Annotated in this window: 16 protein-coding genes and 1 pseudogene; 14 read left to right on the top strand and 3 right to left on the bottom strand. The window is 72.8% G+C overall.

What is annotated here, in order from left to right:
• Positions 1-75 precede the first annotated feature (75 nt).
• The 4 genes from QE381_RS08175 (at position 76) to QE381_RS08160 (ending at position 5,026) form a co-directional block, all read left to right on the top strand.
• Positions 76-1,245, top strand: a complete 1,170-nt coding sequence (locus tag QE381_RS08175) for a bifunctional 2-methylcitrate synthase/citrate synthase (protein WP_307217129.1) — start codon at positions 76-78, stop codon at positions 1,243-1,245.
• A gap of 102 nt (positions 1,246-1,347) precedes the next feature.
• The gene (locus QE381_RS08170; RefSeq protein ID WP_307217128.1) at positions 1,348-2,124 is read left to right on the top strand and encodes an electron transfer flavoprotein subunit beta/FixA family protein; all 777 of its coding nucleotides are present in this window, start codon (positions 1,348-1,350) and stop codon (positions 2,122-2,124) included.
• Positions 2,125-2,134: 10 nt separating this feature from the next.
• Complete coding sequence (locus QE381_RS08165; RefSeq protein WP_307217126.1) at positions 2,135-3,121, top strand: electron transfer flavoprotein subunit alpha/FixB family protein; 987 nt, start codon at positions 2,135-2,137, stop codon at positions 3,119-3,121.
• Positions 3,122-5,026 (top strand): cytochrome b/b6 domain-containing protein, encoded by a 1,905-nt coding sequence (locus QE381_RS08160; protein WP_307217124.1) that lies wholly within the window; start codon positions 3,122-3,124, stop codon positions 5,024-5,026.
• Between the two features lie 37 nt (positions 5,027-5,063).
• Here QE381_RS08160 and QE381_RS08155 read toward each other — a convergent pair whose 3' ends face one another.
• Positions 5,064-5,570, bottom strand: a complete 507-nt coding sequence (locus tag QE381_RS08155; RefSeq protein ID WP_307217122.1) for a GNAT family N-acetyltransferase — start codon at positions 5,568-5,570, stop codon at positions 5,064-5,066.
• Positions 5,571-5,689: 119 nt separating this feature from the next.
• Here QE381_RS08155 and QE381_RS08150 point away from each other — a divergent pair, with 119 nt between their 5' ends.
• Together QE381_RS08150 and QE381_RS08145 are read left to right on the top strand one after the other, a co-directional pair.
• Positions 5,690-6,253, top strand: coding sequence for a thioesterase family protein (locus QE381_RS08150; RefSeq protein ID WP_307217120.1), 564 nt, complete (start codon positions 5,690-5,692; stop codon positions 6,251-6,253).
• Between the two features lie 47 nt (positions 6,254-6,300).
• A complete protein-coding gene (locus tag QE381_RS08145) occupies positions 6,301-9,945 on the top strand; it encodes a bifunctional proline dehydrogenase/L-glutamate gamma-semialdehyde dehydrogenase (RefSeq protein WP_307217118.1) in 3,645 nt (1,214 codons plus the stop codon).
• 38 nt (positions 9,946-9,983) lie between these two features.
• On the opposite strand, the gene QE381_RS08140 is transcribed toward QE381_RS08145, so the two are convergent.
• Both QE381_RS08140 and QE381_RS08135 read right to left on the bottom strand, forming a co-directional pair.
• Positions 9,984-12,083, bottom strand: coding sequence for an MDR family MFS transporter (locus tag QE381_RS08140; RefSeq protein WP_307217116.1), 2,100 nt, complete (start codon positions 12,081-12,083; stop codon positions 9,984-9,986).
• 136 nt (positions 12,084-12,219) lie between these two features.
• Entirely contained in the window at positions 12,220-13,518 is a 1,299-nt protein-coding gene (locus QE381_RS08135) for a glycosyltransferase (RefSeq protein ID WP_307217113.1), read from the bottom strand.
• A 95-nt stretch (positions 13,519-13,613) separates the two neighbouring features.
• On the opposite strand from QE381_RS08135, the gene QE381_RS08130 reads away from it, so the two are divergent.
• From QE381_RS08130 to QE381_RS17845, 8 genes and pseudogenes are all read left to right on the top strand, one after another.
• Positions 13,614-14,258 carry a TetR/AcrR family transcriptional regulator gene (locus QE381_RS08130; RefSeq protein ID WP_307217111.1) on the top strand — a complete coding sequence of 215 codons (645 nt, stop codon included), beginning with the start codon at positions 13,614-13,616 and terminating at the stop codon, positions 14,256-14,258.
• 140 nt (positions 14,259-14,398) lie between these two features.
• Positions 14,399-15,259 (top strand): dimethylargininase, encoded by an 861-nt coding sequence (ddaH, locus tag QE381_RS08125; protein ID WP_307217110.1) that lies wholly within the window; start codon positions 14,399-14,401, stop codon positions 15,257-15,259.
• Positions 15,256-16,476, top strand: a complete 1,221-nt coding sequence (gene rocD, locus QE381_RS08120) for an ornithine--oxo-acid transaminase (protein ID WP_307217109.1) — start codon at positions 15,256-15,258, stop codon at positions 16,474-16,476. The genes ddaH and rocD overlap by 4 nt, the downstream gene beginning before the upstream one ends.
• A gap of 208 nt (positions 16,477-16,684) precedes the next feature.
• Complete coding sequence (locus QE381_RS08115; RefSeq protein ID WP_307217107.1) at positions 16,685-17,428, top strand: GntR family transcriptional regulator; 744 nt, start codon at positions 16,685-16,687, stop codon at positions 17,426-17,428.
• An 11-nt stretch (positions 17,429-17,439) separates the two neighbouring features.
• Complete coding sequence (locus QE381_RS08110) at positions 17,440-18,201, top strand: hypothetical protein (RefSeq protein ID WP_307217105.1); 762 nt, start codon at positions 17,440-17,442, stop codon at positions 18,199-18,201.
• A gap of 42 nt (positions 18,202-18,243) precedes the next feature.
• Positions 18,244-19,296, top strand: a complete 1,053-nt coding sequence (locus tag QE381_RS08105; RefSeq protein ID WP_307217104.1) for a zinc-binding dehydrogenase — start codon at positions 18,244-18,246, stop codon at positions 19,294-19,296.
• Positions 19,297-19,313: 17 nt separating this feature from the next.
• Positions 19,314-20,585 (top strand): FGGY-family carbohydrate kinase, encoded by a 1,272-nt coding sequence (locus QE381_RS08100; RefSeq protein ID WP_307217102.1) that lies wholly within the window; start codon positions 19,314-19,316, stop codon positions 20,583-20,585.
• A pseudogene (locus tag QE381_RS17845) lies at positions 20,582-21,046 on the top strand (aldehyde dehydrogenase family protein); the annotation flags it as partial. The gene QE381_RS08100 and the pseudogene QE381_RS17845, both read left to right, overlap by 4 nt.
• Between the last annotated feature and the right edge of the window lie 11 nt (positions 21,047-21,057).

Here is a 21,057-nt window from a genome sequence, read left to right as displayed (position 1 = left end):
CCCACTTCGGACCGGAACTCAGTGCGCTGAGCGGTCGGAAGTGGGACATGGTGGGGGTGACACGAAGGAGTGACCATGACCGACGTCGAGATCAAGAAGGGCCTTGCCGGGGTCACGGTGGACTACACCGCCATCAGCAAGGTGAACCCGGAGACCAACTCGCTCCTGTACCGGGGCTACCCCGTGCAGGAGCTCGCCGCGACCCAGCCCTTCGAGGCCGTCGCCTACCTCCTCTGGCACGGCGAGCTCCCCTCGGCGCATGCGCTGAGCGAGCTCGAGACCTTCGAGCGCACGCATCGCGACCTCGACGACGACGTGAAGACGGTCATCGACCTGCTGCCGCTCGATGCCCACCCGATGGATGTCGTGCGCACCGCGGTCTCCGTGCTCGGCGCCGCGGCGCCCGGCGTCGCCGACAACTCCGAGGCCGCCGACCTCGCCAAGGCCAAGCTGCTGTTCGCGAAGATCCCGGCCATGGTCGCCTATGACCAGCGCCGTCGCCGCGGTCAGGAGCTCATCCCGCCGCGGGGCGATCTCGACTACTCGCGCAACTTCCTGTGGATGACCTTCGGCGAGGAGCCCGCCGACGTCGTCGCGGGGGCGTTCAACGTGTCGATGATCCTGTACGCAGAGCACTCGTTCAACGCCTCCACCTTCACGGCGCGCGTCATCACCTCGACGACGGCCGACCTGTACTCGGCCGTCGTCGGCGCGATCGGCGCTCTCAAGGGGGCGCTGCACGGCGGTGCGAACGAGGCCGTCATGCACATCTTCGACGAGATCGGCGAGGCGGCGAACGTCACCGCATGGCTCGATGACGCGCTCGCCGCCAAGCGGAAGATCATGGGGTTCGGCCACCGCGTCTACAAGAAGGGCGACTCCCGCGTGCCGACCATGAAGGCCGCGCTCGACACGCTCATCGACCATTACGACGCCCGTGACCTCGCGGCGCTCTACGACACGCTCGAGAGCGAGTTCGTCTCCCGCAAGGGCATCTACCCCAACCTCGACTACCCCTCGGGTCCCGCGTATCACCTGATCGGCTACGACACCCCGACGTTCACGCCGCTGTTCGTGGCGTCGCGCGTGGTGGGATGGACCGCGCACATCATCGAGCAGACCGCATCCAATGCCCTCATCCGCCCCCTGTCGGCGTACGACGGCGTCGATGAGCGCCACATCGACGGCTACGTCGCGAGCGATGCCGAGCGGCGGGCGGCGGAGCGTGCCGAAGAGGCGCAGTGATCGGATGCGCCGCACGGCCGAGTGAGACAGGATGTCGTCAACTATGAGACGTAGTGTCATCGCGGATCTGGATAGACTCGACCGAGATGTGAGGAGATGCCGATGAGGATCGTGGTCCTGGTCAAGGAGGTGCCGGACACGTACGGCGACCGGACGCTGAACCCGGAGACCGGGCTGGCCGAGCGCGACGCGGGGGAGAAGGTGCTCGACGAGATCGGCGAGCGCTCTCTCGAGGTCGCCCTCGCATACGCGGATGCGCATCCGGGCACCGAGGTCGTCGCTCTCTCGATGGCGCCCGACTCGGCCGCCGCGACGGTGCGCAAGGCGCTCGCGATGGGGGCGACGTCCGCGGTGCACGTCGTGGACGATGCTCTGCGCGGCGCTGATCTGTCGCTGACGGCCGAGGTGCTGGCCGAGGCCGTGCGGCGGGCGGGCTTCGACCTCGTGATCGCGGGCAACCTCTCGACGGACGGTGTGGGCGGCGTCCTGCCCGCCATGCTCGCCGAGCGACTCGGCGTGCCGCAGGCGACCGCGCTGTCCGCCGTCGAGATCGGTGAGGGGAAGGTCTCGGGCACCAGGACCAGCGAGGTCGGTGTCGCGACGGTGTCGGCGAGCCTGCCGGCCGTGATCTCGATCACGGAGGCGCTCCCGGACGCCCGGTTCCCGAACTTCAAGGGCATCATGGCGGCGAAGAAGAAGCCGTTCGAGACCGTGTCTCTCGCAGATCTCGGCATCGACGCCGAGCGACCGGACGCGGCGCGGTCGATCATGACGGCCGTGGCGGCGAAGCCCCCGCGCGGTGCGGGCGTGAAGATCGTGGACGAGGGCGACGCGGGAGAGAAGCTCGCCGCGTTCCTCATCGAGAACAGACTGGCGTGAGGTGGGTGCGATGACGATTGCTGCTGATGCGGTGCTGGTGCTGCTGGAGGTGACCCCCGCGGGTGAGCTGGCGAAGTCGTCGGCCGGGCTCCTCGGCGCCGCGGCGCTCGTGGGCTCCCCCGTGGCGCTCGTCGTCGCGGACGCCGGTCGGCACGAGGCGCTCGCGGCGGATGCGGCATCCCTCGGCGCGCAGACCGTCCTCGTCGCGGGTCTCGGCGGCGCGGGCACGGCGCTGACCGTGCCGTTGGTCGATGCCCTCGACGCGGCCGTCGAGCGGGTGGCGCCGGACGCGGTCCTCGTGTCGAACTCGATCGAGGGGCGCGATGTCGCCGGGCGGCTCGCCGCGCGACGCGGCCTGCCGATCGCGGTCGATGCCGTCGGCGTCGCGCGTGACGAGCTCGGCATCACCGCGCTGCACTCGGTGTACGGCGGATCGTACGACGTGACCTCGGCATCCACGTTCGGGCCGCTCGTCGTCACGGTGCGCCAGGGAGCGGTCGATGCGCGCGCGGATGCGGTGGCGTCGCCTGTCGTGCTGCCGCTGGAGGTGGCCGCCTCGGGCGCCCCCGCGGCGACCATCGAGCGGTTCGAGGAAGTCGTGGCCTCGTCGTCGCGGCCCGAGCTGCGCGGAGCCGCGAAGGTCGTCTCCGGCGGCCGGGGACTGGGCTCGGCGGAGAAGTTCGTGCTCGTCGAGCAGCTGGCCGATGCGCTGGGCGCTGCCGTCGGCGCCTCGCGCGCCGCGGTCGATGCCGGGTACGTCCCGCACGCCGCGCAGGTCGGGCAGACCGGCGTCTCGGTCTCGCCGCAGCTGTACGTCGCGCTGGGCATCAGCGGCGCGATCCAGCACAAGGCGGGGATGCAGACCGCGAAGACGATCGTCGCGATCAACAAGGATGCCGATGCGCCGATCTTCGACATCGCCGACTTCGGCGTCGTCGGGGACCTGTTCACCGTCGTGCCGCAGCTGATCGCGGCGCTCGAGGCGAAGAAGGCCTAGGTGGCGACGTACGGGTCGACGCCGCGGCGGGGACTGCCCCGGGTGGCCGGCGGTGAGCCGTGGCCTCCGGCATCCTCCGTCCCGTCGGGCGCAGCCGGCGTGCCGGGCGCCGGTGCGGCCGATCCTCTCGGTGAGACGCAGGAGAGCGGGAGGGGCGTCTCCGTTCCGCACCAGCGCCAGGAGTCCGAGGCGCCGTCGCGGAACGAGGGCACCGCGGTGGCCGAGGCCGCGCCGGCGGTCGCGGCCGGGGCGGACGGCGCCGATGCGGCGGCTGCCGCGGACGGTGCATCGAACGCGGCGGCGGGGCCCGCGCGGACGATACGGCGCGGGCTTCCGCGGGTGCCGGGGGGAGAGCCGTGGCCCCCGGCGTCCTTCTCCTCGCCGCCGGCTGCGTCTCGGCCCGTCGCCGCTTCCGCCGCACCTGCGTCGGTCGCCGCTGCTGCGGCTCCGGGAGGCGGGGATGGCGACATCGTCGCGCACGGGCGCGAGGAGCCCGAGGCGCCGTCGCGGGACGGCGGCGCCGTCGCAGCGACGGCGGGCATCGACGGCGTCGTGGTGCCCGCGGTGGGCGGCCCGGTCCCGACGGCCGCGGAATCGGCCGCCGGGACGGATGCGCCGACGCTGCGCCGTGGGCTGCCCCGAGTGGCCGGCGGTGAGCCGTGGCCACCCGCATCCTTCGTGCCGCGTCGGCCCGTCGTCGGCGTTGCCGAGGCCTCGGCTGCGCCACGGAGCGACGCCGCCGAGGCGGCGACGACGGCCTCGATGAGCGCGACCGGGACGGCGGCCACCCCGACCGGGACGGCCACCGCCGTGACCGCGCCCGTGGCGGCGCCCGCCGCGCCCGTGACCGCGCCGAGCGCGGCGGCCGTGACCGCGCCGAGCGCGGCGGCCGGCCCCCTGCCCTTCGTCCCGACGGTGTTCCCGACCGCATCCTCGAAGCGGTGGGATGCGCTTCGCGCCGAGCGTGTGGGCAAGGGGCCGCTCCCCGCCGTGGAGCCCGCCCGGATCGGGCCCTTCACGCGGGCGCAGTGGGCGGGTGCGGTGGTCGTGGGCGGTCTCGGACTCCTCTTCGTCGTGGGCATGCTCGTGCTCGCGGTGCGGTGGCTCGTGTCGCTCGGATTCCTGCAGGACTTCCTGGCGACCTATCCGGGCGAGTACCACCTGCCCGACGGCGCACCCGTGGGGCTGCCCGCATGGATCGGCTGGCAGCACTTCTTCAACGTGTTCCTGATGGTGCTGATCATCCGTTCCGGCCTCCAGGTGCGCCGGGAGAAGCGACCGGCCGCGTTCTGGTCCCCGCGGCGCAACAAGAAGCGCAAGATCAGCCTGAACCTGTGGTTCCACCAGGCGCTCGACATCCTGTGGCTCGTCAACGGCGTCGTCTTCGTCGTGCTGCTGTTCGTGACGGGCCAGTGGATGCGGATCGTGCCGACCTCGTGGGAGGTGTTCCCGAACGCGCTCTCCGCCGCGCTGCAGTACGCGTCGCTGGACTGGCCGACGGAGAACGGCTGGGTCAACTACAACGCCCTCCAGCAGCTCGCGTACTTCGCGACCGTGTTCCTGGCGGCACCGCTCGCCGCCGTCACGGGCGTGCGGATGAGCGGCGTGTGGCCCAAGAACGCGAAGGCGCTCAACAAGGCGTACCCGGTCGAGTGGGCGCGCGCGGTGCACTTCCCGGTGATGATCTACTTCGTGCTGTTCATCGTGGTGCACGTCACGCTCGTGCTCGCGACGGGCGCGCTGCGCAACCTCAACCACATGTACGCCGCGCAGGATGCGGTGAACTGGGCCGGGTTCTGGATCTTCGCGGGGTCCCTGGTCGTGATCGCCGGCGGCTGGGTCGCCGCCCGTCCGCTCGTGCTGGCCCCGATCGCGCGGCTGTTCGGCACGGTGTCGTCCCGCTGACGCCGCCCTCCTCGGGGGGCGGACGGGGCGGGGGGGGTCAGCGGGTGAAGCGGACCTCGGTCAGCGTCTCGCCGAGGAAGGGCTCGGTGTGCGTCGCGCCGTCGAGCGTGAAGCCGTTGCGCGTGTAGAAGCGGTGCGCGCGGGGGTTGTCCTCCGCGACCCACAGATACAGCGGCTCGCCCGCGTCCACCGCGGCATCGAACAGCTTCTGGCCGAGGCCCGTGCCGTGGAAGGCGTCGAGCAGGTAGATGAAGTAGAGCTCACGGGGGCGGGGCGCATCGCGGTCGCGGGCGGGGCCGGAGCCGACGAAGCCCACGATCTCGCCATCGACGAGCGCCGCGCTCATGCGGAACTCGGGGCCCTGCGCGGCCCAGTGCGTCCAGAGCTCGGCCAGTCTCCGCGCTGAGACCCGCTCGAGGGCGGCCTTGCTGATCAGGTGATCGTAGGTCTCGTGCCAGCACTGCGCGTGGACACGACCGAGGGCCTCGGCATCCACGTCGCGGACGGGCCGGACGATGACGTCAGTGGTCGTTTCGGGGTTCATGGCCAGACTCTACGCGGGCGACGTGACCTGGCGAAATCGACGGCGGATGCGGACGCTGACTGTGGTGTATCGACAAACGAATCCGACTTCGCGCGCGGATGTCGCTAACGTCCTTGCCCGTGAACGTCCTCTGGCGCACCCTCCTGGTGCTGTGGAAGGCGCGGCGGCGCTACCGCCGCGACGGGCCCATCGATCCCTTCACGGTCGGGCGGGTGCGGCTGACGACCCTGCCGACCGATCTCGACCTCGTGCGCCACATGAACAACGGCCGCTATCTGTCGCTGTTCGACCTGGGCCGCTTCGACCTGCTCATGCGCACGGGCGTGTGGCACGTCATGGACGAGCACGGCTGGTACCCCGTCGTGGCGAACGAGACCATCAGCTTCCGCAGGTCGCTGCACCTGTGGCAGCGGTTCACGGTCGAGTCGCGGGTCATCGCCGCCGACGACCGCGCCGTCTACCTCGAGCACCGGGCGGTCGTCGGCGGGGAGATCTACGCACAGCTGTTCGTCCGAGGCCGCTTCGTCAGACGCGCCGGAGGGGTCGTGCGGATGAGCGAGCTGTTCGACGCTCTCGGGGTGGACCGGGATGCCGTGCCGGCGCCGGCCGAGTGGATGACGCGATGGGCGAGCGACGTCGCGCTGCCGTCGAGCAAGGCTCCCGCCCCCAGCATGTGGGACTGACGCGCGGGCTCCGCGGTCTCGGGCACCCCCGGTCGTAGGGTGGTTCCATGGTCGACGCGCACGTGGATCCCCCTCTCGTCGACCGGGCCGTCCAGCTCGCGGAACGATGGATCGCCCAGGCCGCGGACGTCGCGGCGGACCCGTCCGCGCAGCGCCTCGCGGGGGTGCTCCACGACCCCGACGGCCTCCCCTTCACGGTGGGGTTCGTCGACGGCGTCCTCCGGCCCGAGAGCCTGACGGCGGCGGCGGCGCAGCTGAGCCGTATCGCCCCGCTCGCGCCCGGCTTCCTGCCGTGGCATCTGCGGCAGGCCGTCCGCGCCGGCGGGGCGCTCGCGCCGGTGCTGCCGGCACCGGTCGTGCCCATCGCCCGGCGGGCCCTCCGTCAGCTGGTCTCGCACCTGGTCATCGACGCGCGCCCCGCCAAGCTCGGCCCCGCGATCGTGCGCCTGCGCGAGTCCGGCGCACGGCTGAACCTCAACCTGCTCGGCGAGGCCGTGCACGGCGACGCCGAGGCGCGTCGCCGGCTCGACGGCATCCACGCGCTCGTGAGCCGGCCCGACGTCGACTACGTCTCGGTCAAGGTCTCGGCGATCGCCGGGAGGCTCGCGCCCTGGGCGTTCGACGAGGAGGTCGAGGACGTCGCCGAGCGTCTCACCCCGCTCGCGCTGGAGGCCGCCGCATCCGGCACCTTCCTCAACCTCGACATGGAGGAGTACCGCGACCTCGACCTCACGATCGCGGTCTTCACGCGCCTGCTCGAGGACCCGAGGCTCGCCGGACTCGAGGCGGGCATCGTGCTGCAGACCTATCTCCCGGATGCGCTGCCCGCGCTCCAGCAGCTGACGGCGTGGGCGCGGCTGCGGGTCGAGGGCGGCGGCGCCCCGATCAAGGTGCGCCTGGTCAAGGGGGCCAACCTCGCGATGGAGCGCCTCGATGCGCTGCTGCACGACTGGCCCACCGCGACCTACGACACGAAGCTCGACACCGACGCGAACTACCTGCGGTGCCTGGACTGGGCACTGGATGCCGAACGCACCCGGGCGGTACGCCTCGGGATCGCGGGCCACAACCTGTACGACATCGCCTACGCGTGGCTCCTCGCCGGAGAGCGGGACCTGCGGGCGGCGGTCGAGTTCGAGATGCTGCTCGGCATGGCGCAGGCGCAGATGCAGGCGGTCCAGGCCGAGGTCGGCGCGGTGCGGCTGTACGTGCCGGTCGTCGCGCCCGAGGAGTTCGACGTCGCCATCGGCTATCTGGTGCGGCGGCTGGAGGAGGCGTCCTCGAGCGAGAACTTCCTCTCGGCCGTCTTCGACCTGGCCGCGGACGACGAGCTCCGCGAGCGCGAGCGCGAGCGGTTCCTCGCCTCCGTCGACCGCAGCTGCGACCTGGCGCTGCGCCGCACCCCGCGCCGCACGCAGGACCGCGGGGGTGCGAGCGGCGGGGAGCCCGCCATCCTGCGCGAGGCGGCCCCGCCGGACGAGGCCGCGGGGCTCACGCAGGCCGTGCTCGGCATCGCGGCCGCCGCGGCCGATGAGCCGGACCTGCGTGCCGTCGTCTTCGGCGGCGCGGAGCTGGTGGAGACCGCCGTGTACGCGCCGCGCGAGTCCGGCGAGCGTGCGACGGGCGCGCCCGGCTTCCGCAACGCCGCGGACACGGATCCGGCGCTGCCGCAGAACCGGGAGTGGGCGGCCGGAGTCCTCGCCCGCGTCGAGACCTCCGACGCCGGGGACGCCACGGTCTCCTCGTCCCGGGTCGCCGACGAGGCGGCGCTCGACGCGGTGATCGGCGAGGTGCGCGCGGCGGCGGCGACGTGGGGGAGTCTCGCCGCCGCGGACCGCGCCGTCGTGCTCCAGGCGGCCGGGCGACTGCTCGAACAGCGCCGGGGGCTGCTGATCGAGGTCGCGGCGTCCGAGACCGGCAAGGTGTTCGCCGAGGCGGACACCGAGGTCAGCGAGGCCGTCGACTTCGCCCACTACTACGCGGCCACCTGCCGCGAGCTGGACCGGGTCGCCGGCGCCGTGTTCGAGCCCGCGCGCGCGACGGTCGTGGCGCCTCCGTGGAACTTCCCGCTCGCGATCCCCGCCGGCGGCGTGCTGGCGGCGCTCGCCGCCGGCTCCGGAGTGGTCTTCTCTCCCGCACCGCAGGCGGTGCGGTGCGGTGCGGTGATCGCCGAGGCGCTGTGGGAGGCGGGCGTGCCACGCGATGTGCTGCGGCTCGTCGACCTCGACGAGGAGACGCTCGGCCAGCGTCTGATCACGCACGACGGTGTCGACCGCGTCATCCTCACGGGCGCGTGGGAGACCGCCGCGCGGTTCCGCTCCTGGCGCCCGGACCTGCCGTTGCTGGCCGAGACGAGCGGCAAGAACGCGATCATCGTCACGCCGTCGGCCGATCTCGACCTCGCGGTCGCCGATCTCGTGCGCAGCGCGTTCTCCCACGCCGGGCAGAAGTGCTCGGCCGCATCGCTCGTGATCCTCGTCGGGCCGGTCGGTCGGTCGGCGCGCTTCGCCCGACAGCTCGTGGATGCCGTCACCTCGCTGCACGTCGGCCCGCCCACCGATCCGCGTGCCGAGGTCGGACCGCTGATCGAGCAGCCGGCCGGCAAGCTCCGCTGGGCCCTCACCGAGCTCGAGGAGGGGGAGAAGTGGCTCGTCGCGCCGCGGGAGCTCGACGCCCCGCCCGAGTATGCGGGCCGGCTGTGGACACCCGGCATCCGCACGGGCGTGCAGCCGGGGTCCCGCTTCCACCGTGAGGAGTTCTTCGGCCCGGTGCTCGGCATCATGCATGCCGCGACCCTCTCCGAGGCGATCGACCTGCAGAACGCCGTCGAGTACGGCCTCACGGCGGGCCTTCACACCCAGAGCCCGGCGGAGCTCCGCGTCTGGCTCGACCGCGTCGAGGCCGGCAACCTGTACGTCAACCGCGGGACGACGGGAGCGATCGTGCAGCGCCACCCGTTCGGGGGCTGGAAGCGCTCCGCCGTCGGCGCGGGCGCGAAGGCCGGCGGGCCGAACTACCTCGTCCGCCTCGGCTCGTGGCGGCCGACCACGACCGGCGCGCCGTCCCCGACGCTGCACCTGCGGGGGCTCGACTCGCGCATCACGGCGATCATCGAGGCGGCGCAGCCCTCGCTCGGGTACGAGGCCTTCGAGTGGCTGCGGCGCGCCGCGCTCTCCGACGCGGTCGAGTGGGACCGTGAGTTCGGGCAGGTCAAGGACGTCTCCCGCCTGCGTCTCGAGCGCAACCTCTTCCGCTACCGGCCGGCCGAGGTCGCGGTCCGCGCAGTGGCGGGTGCGCCGCTGCAGGAGGTGCTGCGCGTCGTGATCGCCGGCATCCGCGCGGGGTCGCGGTTCCTGCTGTCGGCCGCGGAGGGCCTGCCCGGCGGAGTCCGCCGCGCGCTCGGGGAGGCGGGCGTCGCGGTCTCGGTGGAGTCCGACGAGGAGTGGCTGGAGCGGATGAGCGGGGATGCGGGCGCCTCACGTCCCGCGCGTGCGCGCCTCGTGGGCCCGGATCGCGGGCTCGCGCGGGAGCTCGCCGCCGCCGTCGGCGGCGACCCGGATCTCGCCGTCCACGACGATCCCGTGACGACGGCCGGGCGTCTGGAGCTGCTGACGTTCCTCCGGGAGCAGGCGATCTCGATCACGGCGCACCGCTTCGGCACTCCCGACCCCTGGAGCGCGGAGGTCATCTGACCGCGTGTCCCCGCCTCGACGGGCGGGGACACGATCGGTCATTCGCCGCGTTCGCGCAGCTCGCGGCGCGTCAGCGCGGCACCCGTGCGGACGGGACCGGTGTCGGGCGCGACCATGGCGCCGGCCTCCGCCGCCGCGGCCTGGGCCGACATGGCCGCCGCGTCGTCGGCCGCCTCCTGCAGTGCGGACTTGGCGCGCAGCGGCGGCGTGCGGAAGAACAGCGAGAGCAGGAAGGCGAGCAGCACGACGCCGAGCGCGACCCGGTAGACCACGATCGTCGAGTCGTTGAAGCCGACGAGGACCGGCTTGGTCAGACGCGGGTCCGCGCCGTTGAGGAACGACGTGTCGTTCATCGCGCTCGAGTCGAACGAGCCCCCGCCGGTGCCCTGAGCGAGCTTGTCCTCGAACTCCGGCACGACGGAGTCGACGAAGGCTGCGCGCGCCGTCGCATCCGAGAAGTCGAGCGAGACCGTGCCGTCGCTCGCGACGGTGGCGACCGGCAGCTTCTCGGTCAGCGCCGTGGATGCCGCGGCCACCGCCTTCGCGACGGCCTGCTCGGTCACCGCGGCCTGCGCCGACGCGGGGATCTGGCCCGCGGCGACCTGTGAGGCGACGGCCGCGGTCGCGGCCTCCTTCGCCTGGTCGACCGCCGACTGCGCGTTCTGCGTCGCCGCGGTCGTGATGCTCGACACCATCGGGGCGTAGATGCTCGACATGATCCCGGCGTTGGCGGGGGCGGTCACCACGGTCGGGTCGAGTGCGGCATCCAGTGCCGCGGTCAGCGTCGGCCGGTCGCCGAAGGCGTTCTGGACGCCGCTGGGCACGAGCGTGAACAGCAGCGAGAGCAGGACCGCGGTGCCGAGCGTGCCGCCGATCTGGCGGAAGAAGGTCGACGCGCTCGTGGCGACGCCCATGTCGCGGACGCCGACCGAGTTCTGGCTCGCGATCGTGAGGGTCTGCATGAGCTGGCCGAGGCCGAGGCCGAGCAGGAGCATGGCGCCCGCCAGGAACCAGTACGAGCTGTCGTACCGCAGGAACGTGAGGAGCAGGTAGCCGCCCGACATGAACAGGGTGCCGAGGATCGGGAACATCCGATAGCGGCCGGTGCGGGCGATGATCTGGCCGCTGGCGATCGAGGCGATCATGAGGCCGGCGATCATCGGCAGCATCTCGAAGCCGCTCTGGGTCGGGGTCGAGCCCAGCACGAGCTGCAGGTAGAGGGGGATCGTCAGCATCGCGCCGAACATGCCGAAGCCGACGAGCACGCCGATGAGGGTCGCCATGGAGAAGGTCGACGAGCGGAAGAGCGTGAGCGGGATCAGCGCGTCGTCGCGCATCGCCCGCTCCACGAGGATGAACGCGACGATGCCGACCGCGCCGACGACGTAGCAGGCGATCGAGATGGCGGACGCCCACCCCCACTCGCGCCCCTGCTCGGCCACGAGCAGCAGCGGCACGAGCGAGACGATCACGAACGTCGCGCCCCACCAGTCGATGCGCACGGACTCGCGGGGATGCCGGGGGACGTGCAGGAACAGCAGCACCACGATCAGGGCGATGATGCCGATGGGGACGTTGATGAGGAACACCCAGCGCCAGCCCGCGATCCACAGGATCTGGTTCGCGCCGGCGAACAGACCGCCCACGAGCGGGCCGATCACGCTCGAGATGCCGAAGACCGCGAGGAAGTACCCCTGGTACTTGGCGCGCTCGCGGGGGGCGAGGATGTCGCCCATGATCGCGAGCGGCATCGACATGAGGCCGCCCGCGCCGAGACCCTGGACCGCGCGGAAGGCCGCGAGCTCGACCATCGACTGGGAGAAGCTCGCCAGGATCGAGCCGAGGATGAACACGACGATCGCGAAGATGAACAGCGGACGCCGGCCGAAGATGTCGGAGAGCTTGCCGTAGATCGGGGTCGAGATGGTCGACACGATCAGGTAGGCCGTCGTCACCCAGGCCTGCAGGCTCAGACCGTTCAGGTCGTCGCCGATCGTGCGGATGGCGGTTCCGACGATCGTCTGGTCGAGCGCCGAGAGGAACATCCCGGCCATGAGCCCGAAGATCACGAGCAGAATGGCGCGGTGGGTCATGACCGGCTGGTTCGGATGCCGGGAGGTCGCTGCAGCGTCAGACATGAGCACTCTCTGCGTGTCGATGGATGGTTGACTTTCCGCAACGAGCGGACGCCCCATCGTACGCCTCCCGTGTGACGCCCAGGGCCCACGGGTGTCCGCAGGGCGGAAAAGGGGACCGGCGCCGCCTCCGACCTCGTCAGAAGCCGCGCGAGGACCCCCCGGTGACGGCCGTCGCGTCCGCCAGCCCGCGCTCGATCTCGTCGACCGCGTCGTGGGTGTCGATCTCGGCGCGCAGCCGCTCGGCCGCCGCCCGGAACGAGGGCTCGGCGAGGACCCGCCGCACGGCGGCGCGGACGGCGTCCGGGCTCGGCGTCCCGGTGCGCAGGTCGACGCCGGCACCCGCCCAGGCCACGCGGGTCGTGACCTCGGGCTTGTCCTCCGTGACCCCCGCGAGCACCTGCGGGACGCCGTGCGCCAGAGCGGCCTGCACGCCGCCGAACCCGGCGTTGGTCACGAAGACCGAGGTGAGCGGAAGCAGCTCGTCGTATCGCAGATAGGACGCTGCGCGCGCGTTCGCCGGCAGCGGCCCGATCTCCGACACGGGACGCCCGCCGGCCGAGGCGACCACGAGCACCGGCTCGTCCGCGAGCGCCGCGAGCGTCGGGCGCACCAGCCGGCCGAAGTCGAGGTTGTCGATCGTGCCCTGTGTGACGTGCACGATCGGGCGCGAGCCCTCCAGGTCGTCCCACCACGCCGGCCGCTCGCCGGCGGACGCGTCCTGCGGGATGACGCCGATGTATCGGACGTTCGGCGACAGGTGGCGCCGGGGGTAGTCGAGTCCGCGGGGACCGCACTGGAAGTAGACGTCGTACTCGCGCGGGATCTCCATGACGGGGAAGTCGAGCGTGAAGCCCGTCTCCCCGTATCGTGCCTCGGCCGCGCGCTGGAGCTCGCGGAACAGGATCGCGCCGGCGACGAACGACATCCCGCGATAGCGGAGCCGGTCGAGCGGGCCGCGGGCGAAGGGCAGCCCCATGCCGTGCGGCGCGATCCCGGTGTCGACCTGGCTGAGCGGCATGACGCCGAGGGCGGCGACCGCCGGGCGGGGGCGAGCCGAGCGGGTGAGCGCGATCGCCCCGCCGAACGCGTTGTCGACGAGCACGGCATCGGGGGCGAGCCCGTCGACGAGCGCGCGCAGGGCGCGGAACTGGTCCGGGACCGTCTCGATGAACAGCGTCCTGATCTCGTACTGGGCGCGCCGGATGCCGGAGTGCTTCTCCCGATCCGGGATCGCGCTGTCGGGATCGCGGTCGTCGAAGTCCGCGCGACCGGTGAGCGGCGCGAAGCGCACGTCGCGGCTCTCGACCTGCTCGCGGAAGCGGGTGCCCGTCAGCATCGTCACCGCGTGCCCGCGCTCGCGCAGTGCCGCAGCGACCTGGAGGACGGGCCCGACGTGCCCGTGGATGGGGCTCGAAGCGAGCAGGTAGGTTGCCATGGTGGCCTCCGGGCATATTGATTAGAGTTCAGATCTAATCATATTTGTGCGGGGACGCCAAGACGTCGTCGCCTCGCAGAAAGAAGGTCGCCCGCGTGTCACCGCGCCGCTACTCCTCCCCCCTCCGGGACGCGGAGGCCGCACGCACCCGCCGACGGATCGTCGAGGCGGCCGGAGCGCTCTTCGCCCGTGACGGCTACGCCGCCACGACCATGAAGGCCATCGCCGACCGGGCCGGTGTCTCGGTGCAGTCGGTGCATCTCGCCGGGCCCAAGGCCGCGCTCCTCATCGCGGCGTTCGAGGTCTCCTTCGCCGGCGACGAGGGGCGCCACAGCCTCGCCGACCGGCCCGCGCTCGTCGAGATCATGGCGCGGGAGAGCCTCGACGACGTCCTCGCGGGCTGGCTCGACTACGTGGCCGCCGCGAACGCCCGCACCGCCGGTCTGTCGCGCGCGATGCTGACCGCGAGCGAGATGGACGCCGCCGCCGCCGAGGCGGTCGCCGACCTCGAGGCGCGCCGCCGCCGCGACCTGCGACAGGCCGCCGAGTGGCTCGCCGGGCGCGGGCTGCTCCGGCCGGACGACGTGCCGCGCGCGGGCGACGAGCTGAACCTCGTGGTCGGTCCCGAGGCCCACGACTTCCTCGTCCTCCGCTCCGGCTGGAGCCCGAGCGAGTACCGGCGATGGATGGAGGACACCGTGCGCTCCCTGCTCGCCCGGTGGGCGGGGGCCGCCGGCTGAACGGCCCGGCATCGGTCGCGGGCTTCCGCGTGACAGAATAGGACCGGCGTGTCCGAATCGCCCCTTCCCCGCGGGATCCGCGGGTCGAAGGGCCGTCGGGCCTCGAGGACAGCGTCCGCCGTCGTCCCGAAGGAGCAGGAATGTCCACCTCGACTGCGCGCGTCCGCCAGCACCGCACCTACCTCATGTGCCGGCCGGACCATTTCACGGTCAGTTATTCGATCAATCCCTGGATGGAGCCGGCGACGCCGACCGACACGGCCAAGGCCGTGCGGCAGTGGCAGACCCTCTACGACGCCTACGTCGCGGCCGGACACGAGGTCCACCTCATCGACCCCGTGCCGGGCCTTCCCGACATGGTCTACACCGCGAACGGCGGTTTCACGATCGACGGCGTCGCCTACGGGCCGCGCTTCCGCTTCCCGGAGCGCGCGGGCGAGGAGCAGCCGTTCCTGGACTGGTTCGCCGCGCACGGCTTCGAGACCGTCGTCCCGACGCAGACGAACGAGGGCGAGGGCGACTTCCTCCTCGTGGGCGACGCCATCCTCGCCGGCACCGGATTCCGCTCGACCGGGGACTCGCACCGGGAGGTCGCGGAGGTCTTCGGGCGCGAGGTCGTCTCGCTCACCCTCGTCGACCCCCGCTTCTACCACCTCGACACGGCGCTGGCCGTGCTCGATCCGGTCGAAGGGCCCGGCGGGGTCGAGCGTGCCACGATCGCCTACCTCCCGGGCGCCTTCGACGCGCGCAGCCAGGGGATCCTCGCCGAGCGGTTCCCGGACGCGATCCGGGTCGCAGACGCCGACGGCGACGCCTTCGGGCTCAACGCCGCCAGCGACGGGCTCGACGTCTTCGTCTCGCCGCGTGCGCACGGCTTCGCCGCGCAGCTGCACGAGCGGGGCTACCACCCCGTCCCCCTCGACCTCTCCGAGCTCCTGCTCGGCGGCGGCGGCATCAAATGCTGCACGCTGGAACTGCGCATCGGAAGGCAGAACCCGTGACGACCCCGCACATCGACACCGCCACCATCGGCATCATCTCGGCGGAGGAGGGGCATCTCGCCCAGAACTACCGACCCCTGCCGGTCGTGATCGCCCGCGGTGAGGGCTCGTGGGTCACGGATGTCGAGGGCAAGCGCTACCTCGACCTGCTCTCGGCGTACTCGGCCCTCAACTTCGGGCACCGGCATCCCGCGATCGTCTCGGTCGCGCAGGAGCAGCTGGGGCGGCTGACCCTCACGAGCCGCGCGTACCACAACGACCAGCTCGGGCTGTTCGCCGACGCGCTCGCCGCCCTCTGCGGCAAGGACCTCGTGCTGCCGATGAACACCGGCGCGGAGGCCGTCGAGACGGCGATCAAGACCGCTCGGGCCTGGGCCTACCGCGTCAAGGGCGTGCCCGCCGACGCCGCCACCATCGTGGTCGCCGACGGCAACTTCCACGGCCGCACCACGACGATCGTCGGCTTCAGCGACGATCCCGCCGCGCGCGAGGACTTCGGCCCCTTCGCGCCGGGTTTCGTGCACGTCCCCTTCGGCGACGCGGACGCGCTCGCGGCCGCGATCGATGAGAACACGGCGGCCGTGCTGATCGAGCCGATCCAGGGCGAGGCCGGGGTCGTCGTGCCCGCCGAGGGGTATCTGCGACGGGTGCGTGAGGTCACCGCCGCGCGGAACGTGCTGTTCATCGCGGACGAGATCCAGTCCGGTCTCGGCCGCACCGGCCACACCTTCGCGTGCGATCGCGAGGGTGTCGTGCCGGACGTGTACGTGCTCGGCAAGGCCCTGGGCGGCGGCATCCTGCCGGTGTCCGCCGTCGTCGCCGACCGCGACGTGCTGGGCGTCATCCGCGCGGGGGAGCACGGCTCGACGTTCGGCGGCAACCCCCTCGCCGCGGCCGTCGGCCATCGTGTCGTCGAGATGCTCTCGACGGGCGAGTTCCAGGAGCGCGCGCGTGCGCTCGGCGTGCACCTCGAGCAGCGCCTCGGCGAGCTCGTCGGACACGGCGTCACGGCGGTGCGCGTGGCCGGCCTGTGGGCCGGCGTCGACATCGACCCCGCCGTGGGCACCGGGCGCGAGGTCGCCGAGCGGCTGCTCGGCCGCGGCGTGCTCGTCAAGGACACGCACGGCCAGACCATCCGGATGGCGCCGCCGCTCGTGGTTCGCGCGACCGAGCTCGACTGGGCGATCGAGCAGCTGCGGGTCGTGCTCGCCGGCTGAGCCGCCGCATCCGGCACACGGCTCCCCCTCTCCGCTCACGAGGTGAGCTCGACGGTGCGTGTTTCTGGCGTGTTATTTCTTGAGCACGATCGAATGACGCACTTCGCCTGCATGAGCGGATAAACGATTTCTGATCAGGGATTTCATCGCGCCAGTATCCGTCGAGACGGGACTAGACCTCTATAGACGTCCTGCTAGCTTCGCCGGCATGACCACGAGATCATCGCTCGCGCTGCAGGGTTTGCCCCCCGGTGACGCCGCGCTCTGGGAGCGCATCGCCGACGAGATGACCAAGCGCATCGAGTCCGGCCTGTGGGCGTCCGGCCAGAAGCTGCTCGCCGAGACGGAGCTGGCCGCCGAGCTCGGCGTCGCACGGGGCACGCTCCGGCGTGCGATCAAGGAGCTGTGCGACTCCGGCTACCTCGTGCAGCGGCACGGGCTCGGCACGTTCGTCGCCAAGCGGCAGAGCTCCCCGCTGGCCCATCGCATGGAGTCGTTGGGCGAACGGATGTCGCGGGCCGGTCTGGCGTTCGAGACGCGCGAGCTGTCGCGACGGGTCGTGGAGGACGGCATCGAGCACGGCATCGACGGCGAGCCGGCTCTCATCGTGCGACGTGCGCGCTCCGTCGACGGCGCCCCGGTCGCCGTGCTCTCCAACGCGGTTCCCCTCCGGGCCTTCCCCGGCATCGAGGAGAAGGACCTCACGTCCCGGCCCCTCTACACCGTGCTCGAGGAGGACTACCACGCCGAGCTGCTCCGCGCGGAGCGCACGTTCCGGGCGCTCCGCGCGGACGACGATGTCGCGGGCCTCCTCGACCTGAGCCCCGGCGACCCCGTTCTCAACTTCGTCCAGATCACGTTCGGTCCGCGCGATGTGGTCCTCGACGTCGCGGAGACGTGGATCCGGTCCGACCGACACCAGCCCACCGTTTCCATGTGGAGGAACGTATGAACGGTTGCGCCGTGCGCACCAACCAGCTTCTCGATGCCGAGACGGGACGCAGCGTCATGCTCGCCTTCGACCACGGGGGAGGCGGTGCGCCGCGCGGGGGCGAGCACCTGCCCGCCGTGCTCGACCTCCTCACCGCGAGCGCCGTGCAGGGCGTGCTGCTCGGCCCGGGCGTCTCCCGTGCGGCCGGCCCGCGTTTCGCCCATCCGGGAGCGCCCGCGATGATCACCGCGCTGGATGCGCCGGTGTTCAGCGACGTGCCCGGCGGCCACGGCGTGGTCCGCGGCCACCGCCGTGTCCTCTCGGCGCGCGGTGCGCTCGCGTACGGCGCCACGGCGGCCAAGGTCCTCGTGCCCATCGGGCCCGGCTCCGCCTACGACTTCGCGGACACGTTCGAGCTGGTCGCGGCGGCCTGCGAGGAGGCTCACGAGGTGGGTCTTCCCGTCATGGTCGAGCCCGCGCTGTGGGGCGAGAACGCGGTCCACGACGACACGGTGATCGCCCACTCGGCCCGGCAGGCCTGGGAGCTGGGCGCCGACATGATCAAGATCCACGCGCCGCGAGAGACCCGGGTCCTGGGCGAGATCGTGGAGCGATCCGTCGGCCCGGTCTTCGTGCTGGGCGGCGACCCCGCCCACATCCGAGGAGTTCATCGAGCTCGTCGACGCGTGGATCGGCGCGGGCGCGGCGGGCGTGGTCGTCGGCCGCAACGTCTGGGCGCGCGCCGAGCCCGCCCCCATGATCGACGCGCTCCGGGCCGTCGTGCTCGGCCGTGACGCCGCGCGGGCGCGCGAGCTCCTGATGGCTCGAGCCGGCGCATGACCTACGTCTCGATGGAGCTCGTCGGCTACCGGCGGATGGCGCCCGTGGAGCGGGAGGACCGCCCGCTCCTCTCCGGTCAGGTGCGCATCGCCGTGCGCGCCGCGAACCTCTGCCCGACGGATGTCAAGAAGTGGGACGACCGTGACCTCGCCGACCGGCTGGGAGGGCTGAGCGTTCCGCTCGGGCACGAGTTCGCGGGCGAGATCATCGACGTCGCCGCGGATGTCGCGGATCTGAGGGCGGGGGACCGTGTCGCCGTGGACCCCGTGCTGCGGTGCGGCCGGTGCGAGGAGTGCGTCGCGGGCAGGTCGCAGTTCTGCTCCGGGCTCCTCGGCATCGGCGCCGCCGCCGGCGACCCTGTCGCGTGCGCCCGCCTCGCGGTGAGGGACGGCATCGGCGGCGGCTTCGCCGAGCACGTGATCGTCCCGGCGACCTCCTGCATCCCGCTTCCCGCTGACCTCGACTACGCGGCAGGATCGCTCGTGGAGCCGCTCGCCGATGTCATGCACGGCATCGAGGCGGCCCGCATCGTGGCCGGGGAGCGGGCCGCCGTCATCGGGCTCGGCCCGATGGGCCTGCTGCACATCGAGGCCCTGCGTGCCGACGGCGTCGAGGTGGTCGGCGTCGACCTTCGCGACGACCGTCGCGAGGTCGCGGCCGGACTCGGCGTGCGGGCCGTGCACCCGGACCGGTTCGACACGGCCGACGTCGTGTTCGTCACCGCGGGCGGAGGGGGACACGTGCCCGCCATCCGGCTGGCGCTCGCGGCGCTCGCCCCCGGCGGGCGTGCCGTGGTCTTCTCCTCCGGACCGCGGGGGGTCGAGGCGGCGATCGACAGCAACCGCCTGCACTACCGGCGGCAGTCCCTCATCGGGGTGGTCGGTTTCGACCGGCGCCACGCGGCCGAGGCGGTCAGGGTCCTGCGCACCGGACGCGTCGGAGTCGACCTCATCCGCCGGCCCCACGTCCCGCTCGCCCGGGTCGACGACGCCTTCCGCGCCGTGCAGGACCCGGGCGTGCTCAAGACCGCCGTCGACATCCCCGCCTGATCTCTCCCAGGAACGACATGTATCCCGCAAGCCCCACCGTCATCGGCCTCGACGTCGGCTCGCACGGCGTGCGCGCCGTCGCGCTGCGCCGTGGTGTGGTGGCGGCGACCGCCCGTGCCGACTACGAGGGCGATCCCCCTCCGGCACGGCGCCCGCTCGCGGCCTACACGCACGCCGCCGCACGGGCGCTGGCGTCGTTGCCCGAGGAGGTGCGGGGCCAGGCCCGCGCTGTCGCCGTGACGGGGGTGCGGGGAAGCGTCGTCGGCTTCGGCTCCGACGGGCAGCCGTGCACCCCGGTGCTGCCCGATCTCGACGGGCCGAGCACCCCCGCCGCCCGTGAGCTGTATGCGCGCTACGGCGAGTCCCTCGCGGATCGGACCGGCTGCCCCGCGTTCCCGCTGTCCGGGCTGCCGAAGCTGATCGGGATGCGCGGGCGGGCCGCGCAATGGCTCGGCCTGCAGGACGCGCTGGCGTGGTGGCTGACGGGGCGCTTCGGCTGCTCCGCGGGCGCCGCCCTCCGGCTGGGGGTCCTCGACCGCTCGGGCCAGTGCTACGAGCGGGGGCTCCTGGGCGAGCTCGACATCGACCTCGCCACGCTCGCCCCGCTGCGGCCGCTCGGGTCGGTCGTGGGCGAGGTCCTCGCACAGCGCCCTCTGCCCGAGGGCATCCCGGTCGTCGCCGCGCCGGGCGACGGGCCGTCCGCCTTCCTGGCCGTGACCGAGGACACCTCGCTCGACAGCGATGCGCCGGGGCTCGTGAGCCTCGGCACCTCGACCGTCGTCAGCGCGCGCATCGCCGATCCCGATCAGGTCGCGATGATGTGCACCCTGGAGGTCCTCCCGGGCGGCATCCGCATCCTCGAGACCGGCGACGGCACCGGAATGGCCAGCGTCGACTGGGCTGCGCGGCTGGTCGGCGTCCCGGCGGAGAGCATGGACGAGATCGCGACGCACACCGACGCGGCCTCCGCCGCCGAGATCCGGCCGCCGGCCATGGATGCGTGGGGCACCGACATCCGCGGATCGCTGACCGGCATCGGCTCCGACTTCACGCGCGCGGAGCTGGCCGCGGGCGTCCTGCGTGCGGTCGCGGAGGGCGCGCTCCGCTCGGTCGCCCGTGTCGTGGACGCGGCCCCGGTCGACGCGCTCGTGCTGACCGGCGGCGGTGCGCGGTCCGCGCGCATCCGCGCCGCGATCGACGCCGGCGCGGCGGTTCCGGTGCATGCCCGGGGAGGACAGGAGCTCGCGGCGATCGGCGCGGCGCTGACCGCGCGGAGGGCCGTCTCATGAGATCGCATGCCCTCGCGCTGGCCGCGAGCCTGCCCGACCGGCTTCTCATCGGCGGCGAATGGGAGCCGGCCACGGGCGGCGCTGTCATCGTGGATGTCGACCCGTCGACCGGGAGCGTCGTGCGCAGCCTGGGAGCGGCCTCCGCGCGCGACGTCGACGCGGCGGTGGCAGCCGCTCGCGCCGCGCAGCCCCGCTGGGGCGCGACGCCGAGGCACGAGCGCGCGCGGCTGCTCGACCAGCTGGCGGAGGCCGTCGACGCGCACGCCGACGATCTCGCGGCCCTCGACACCCTCGACGGCGGCAAGCCGTTCCGTCTCGCCCGCTCGGTGGACCTCGTCCAGTCGGTCGCGCATCTGCGCCACCAGGCCGCCGTCGCGCGCACGCTCGGCGACCGCACCCTGACCGACGCGGCCGGAGCGTCGACGGCGACCGTGTCGCGGGAGCCCGCGGGGGTCGTCGGGCTCATCACCCC

The organism is Microbacterium sp. SORGH_AS_0888 (assembly GCF_030818905.1).
Taxonomy (GTDB): Bacteria; Actinomycetota; Actinomycetes; order Actinomycetales; family Microbacteriaceae; genus Microbacterium.
This window is presented reverse-complemented; position numbering and strand designations above follow the sequence as displayed.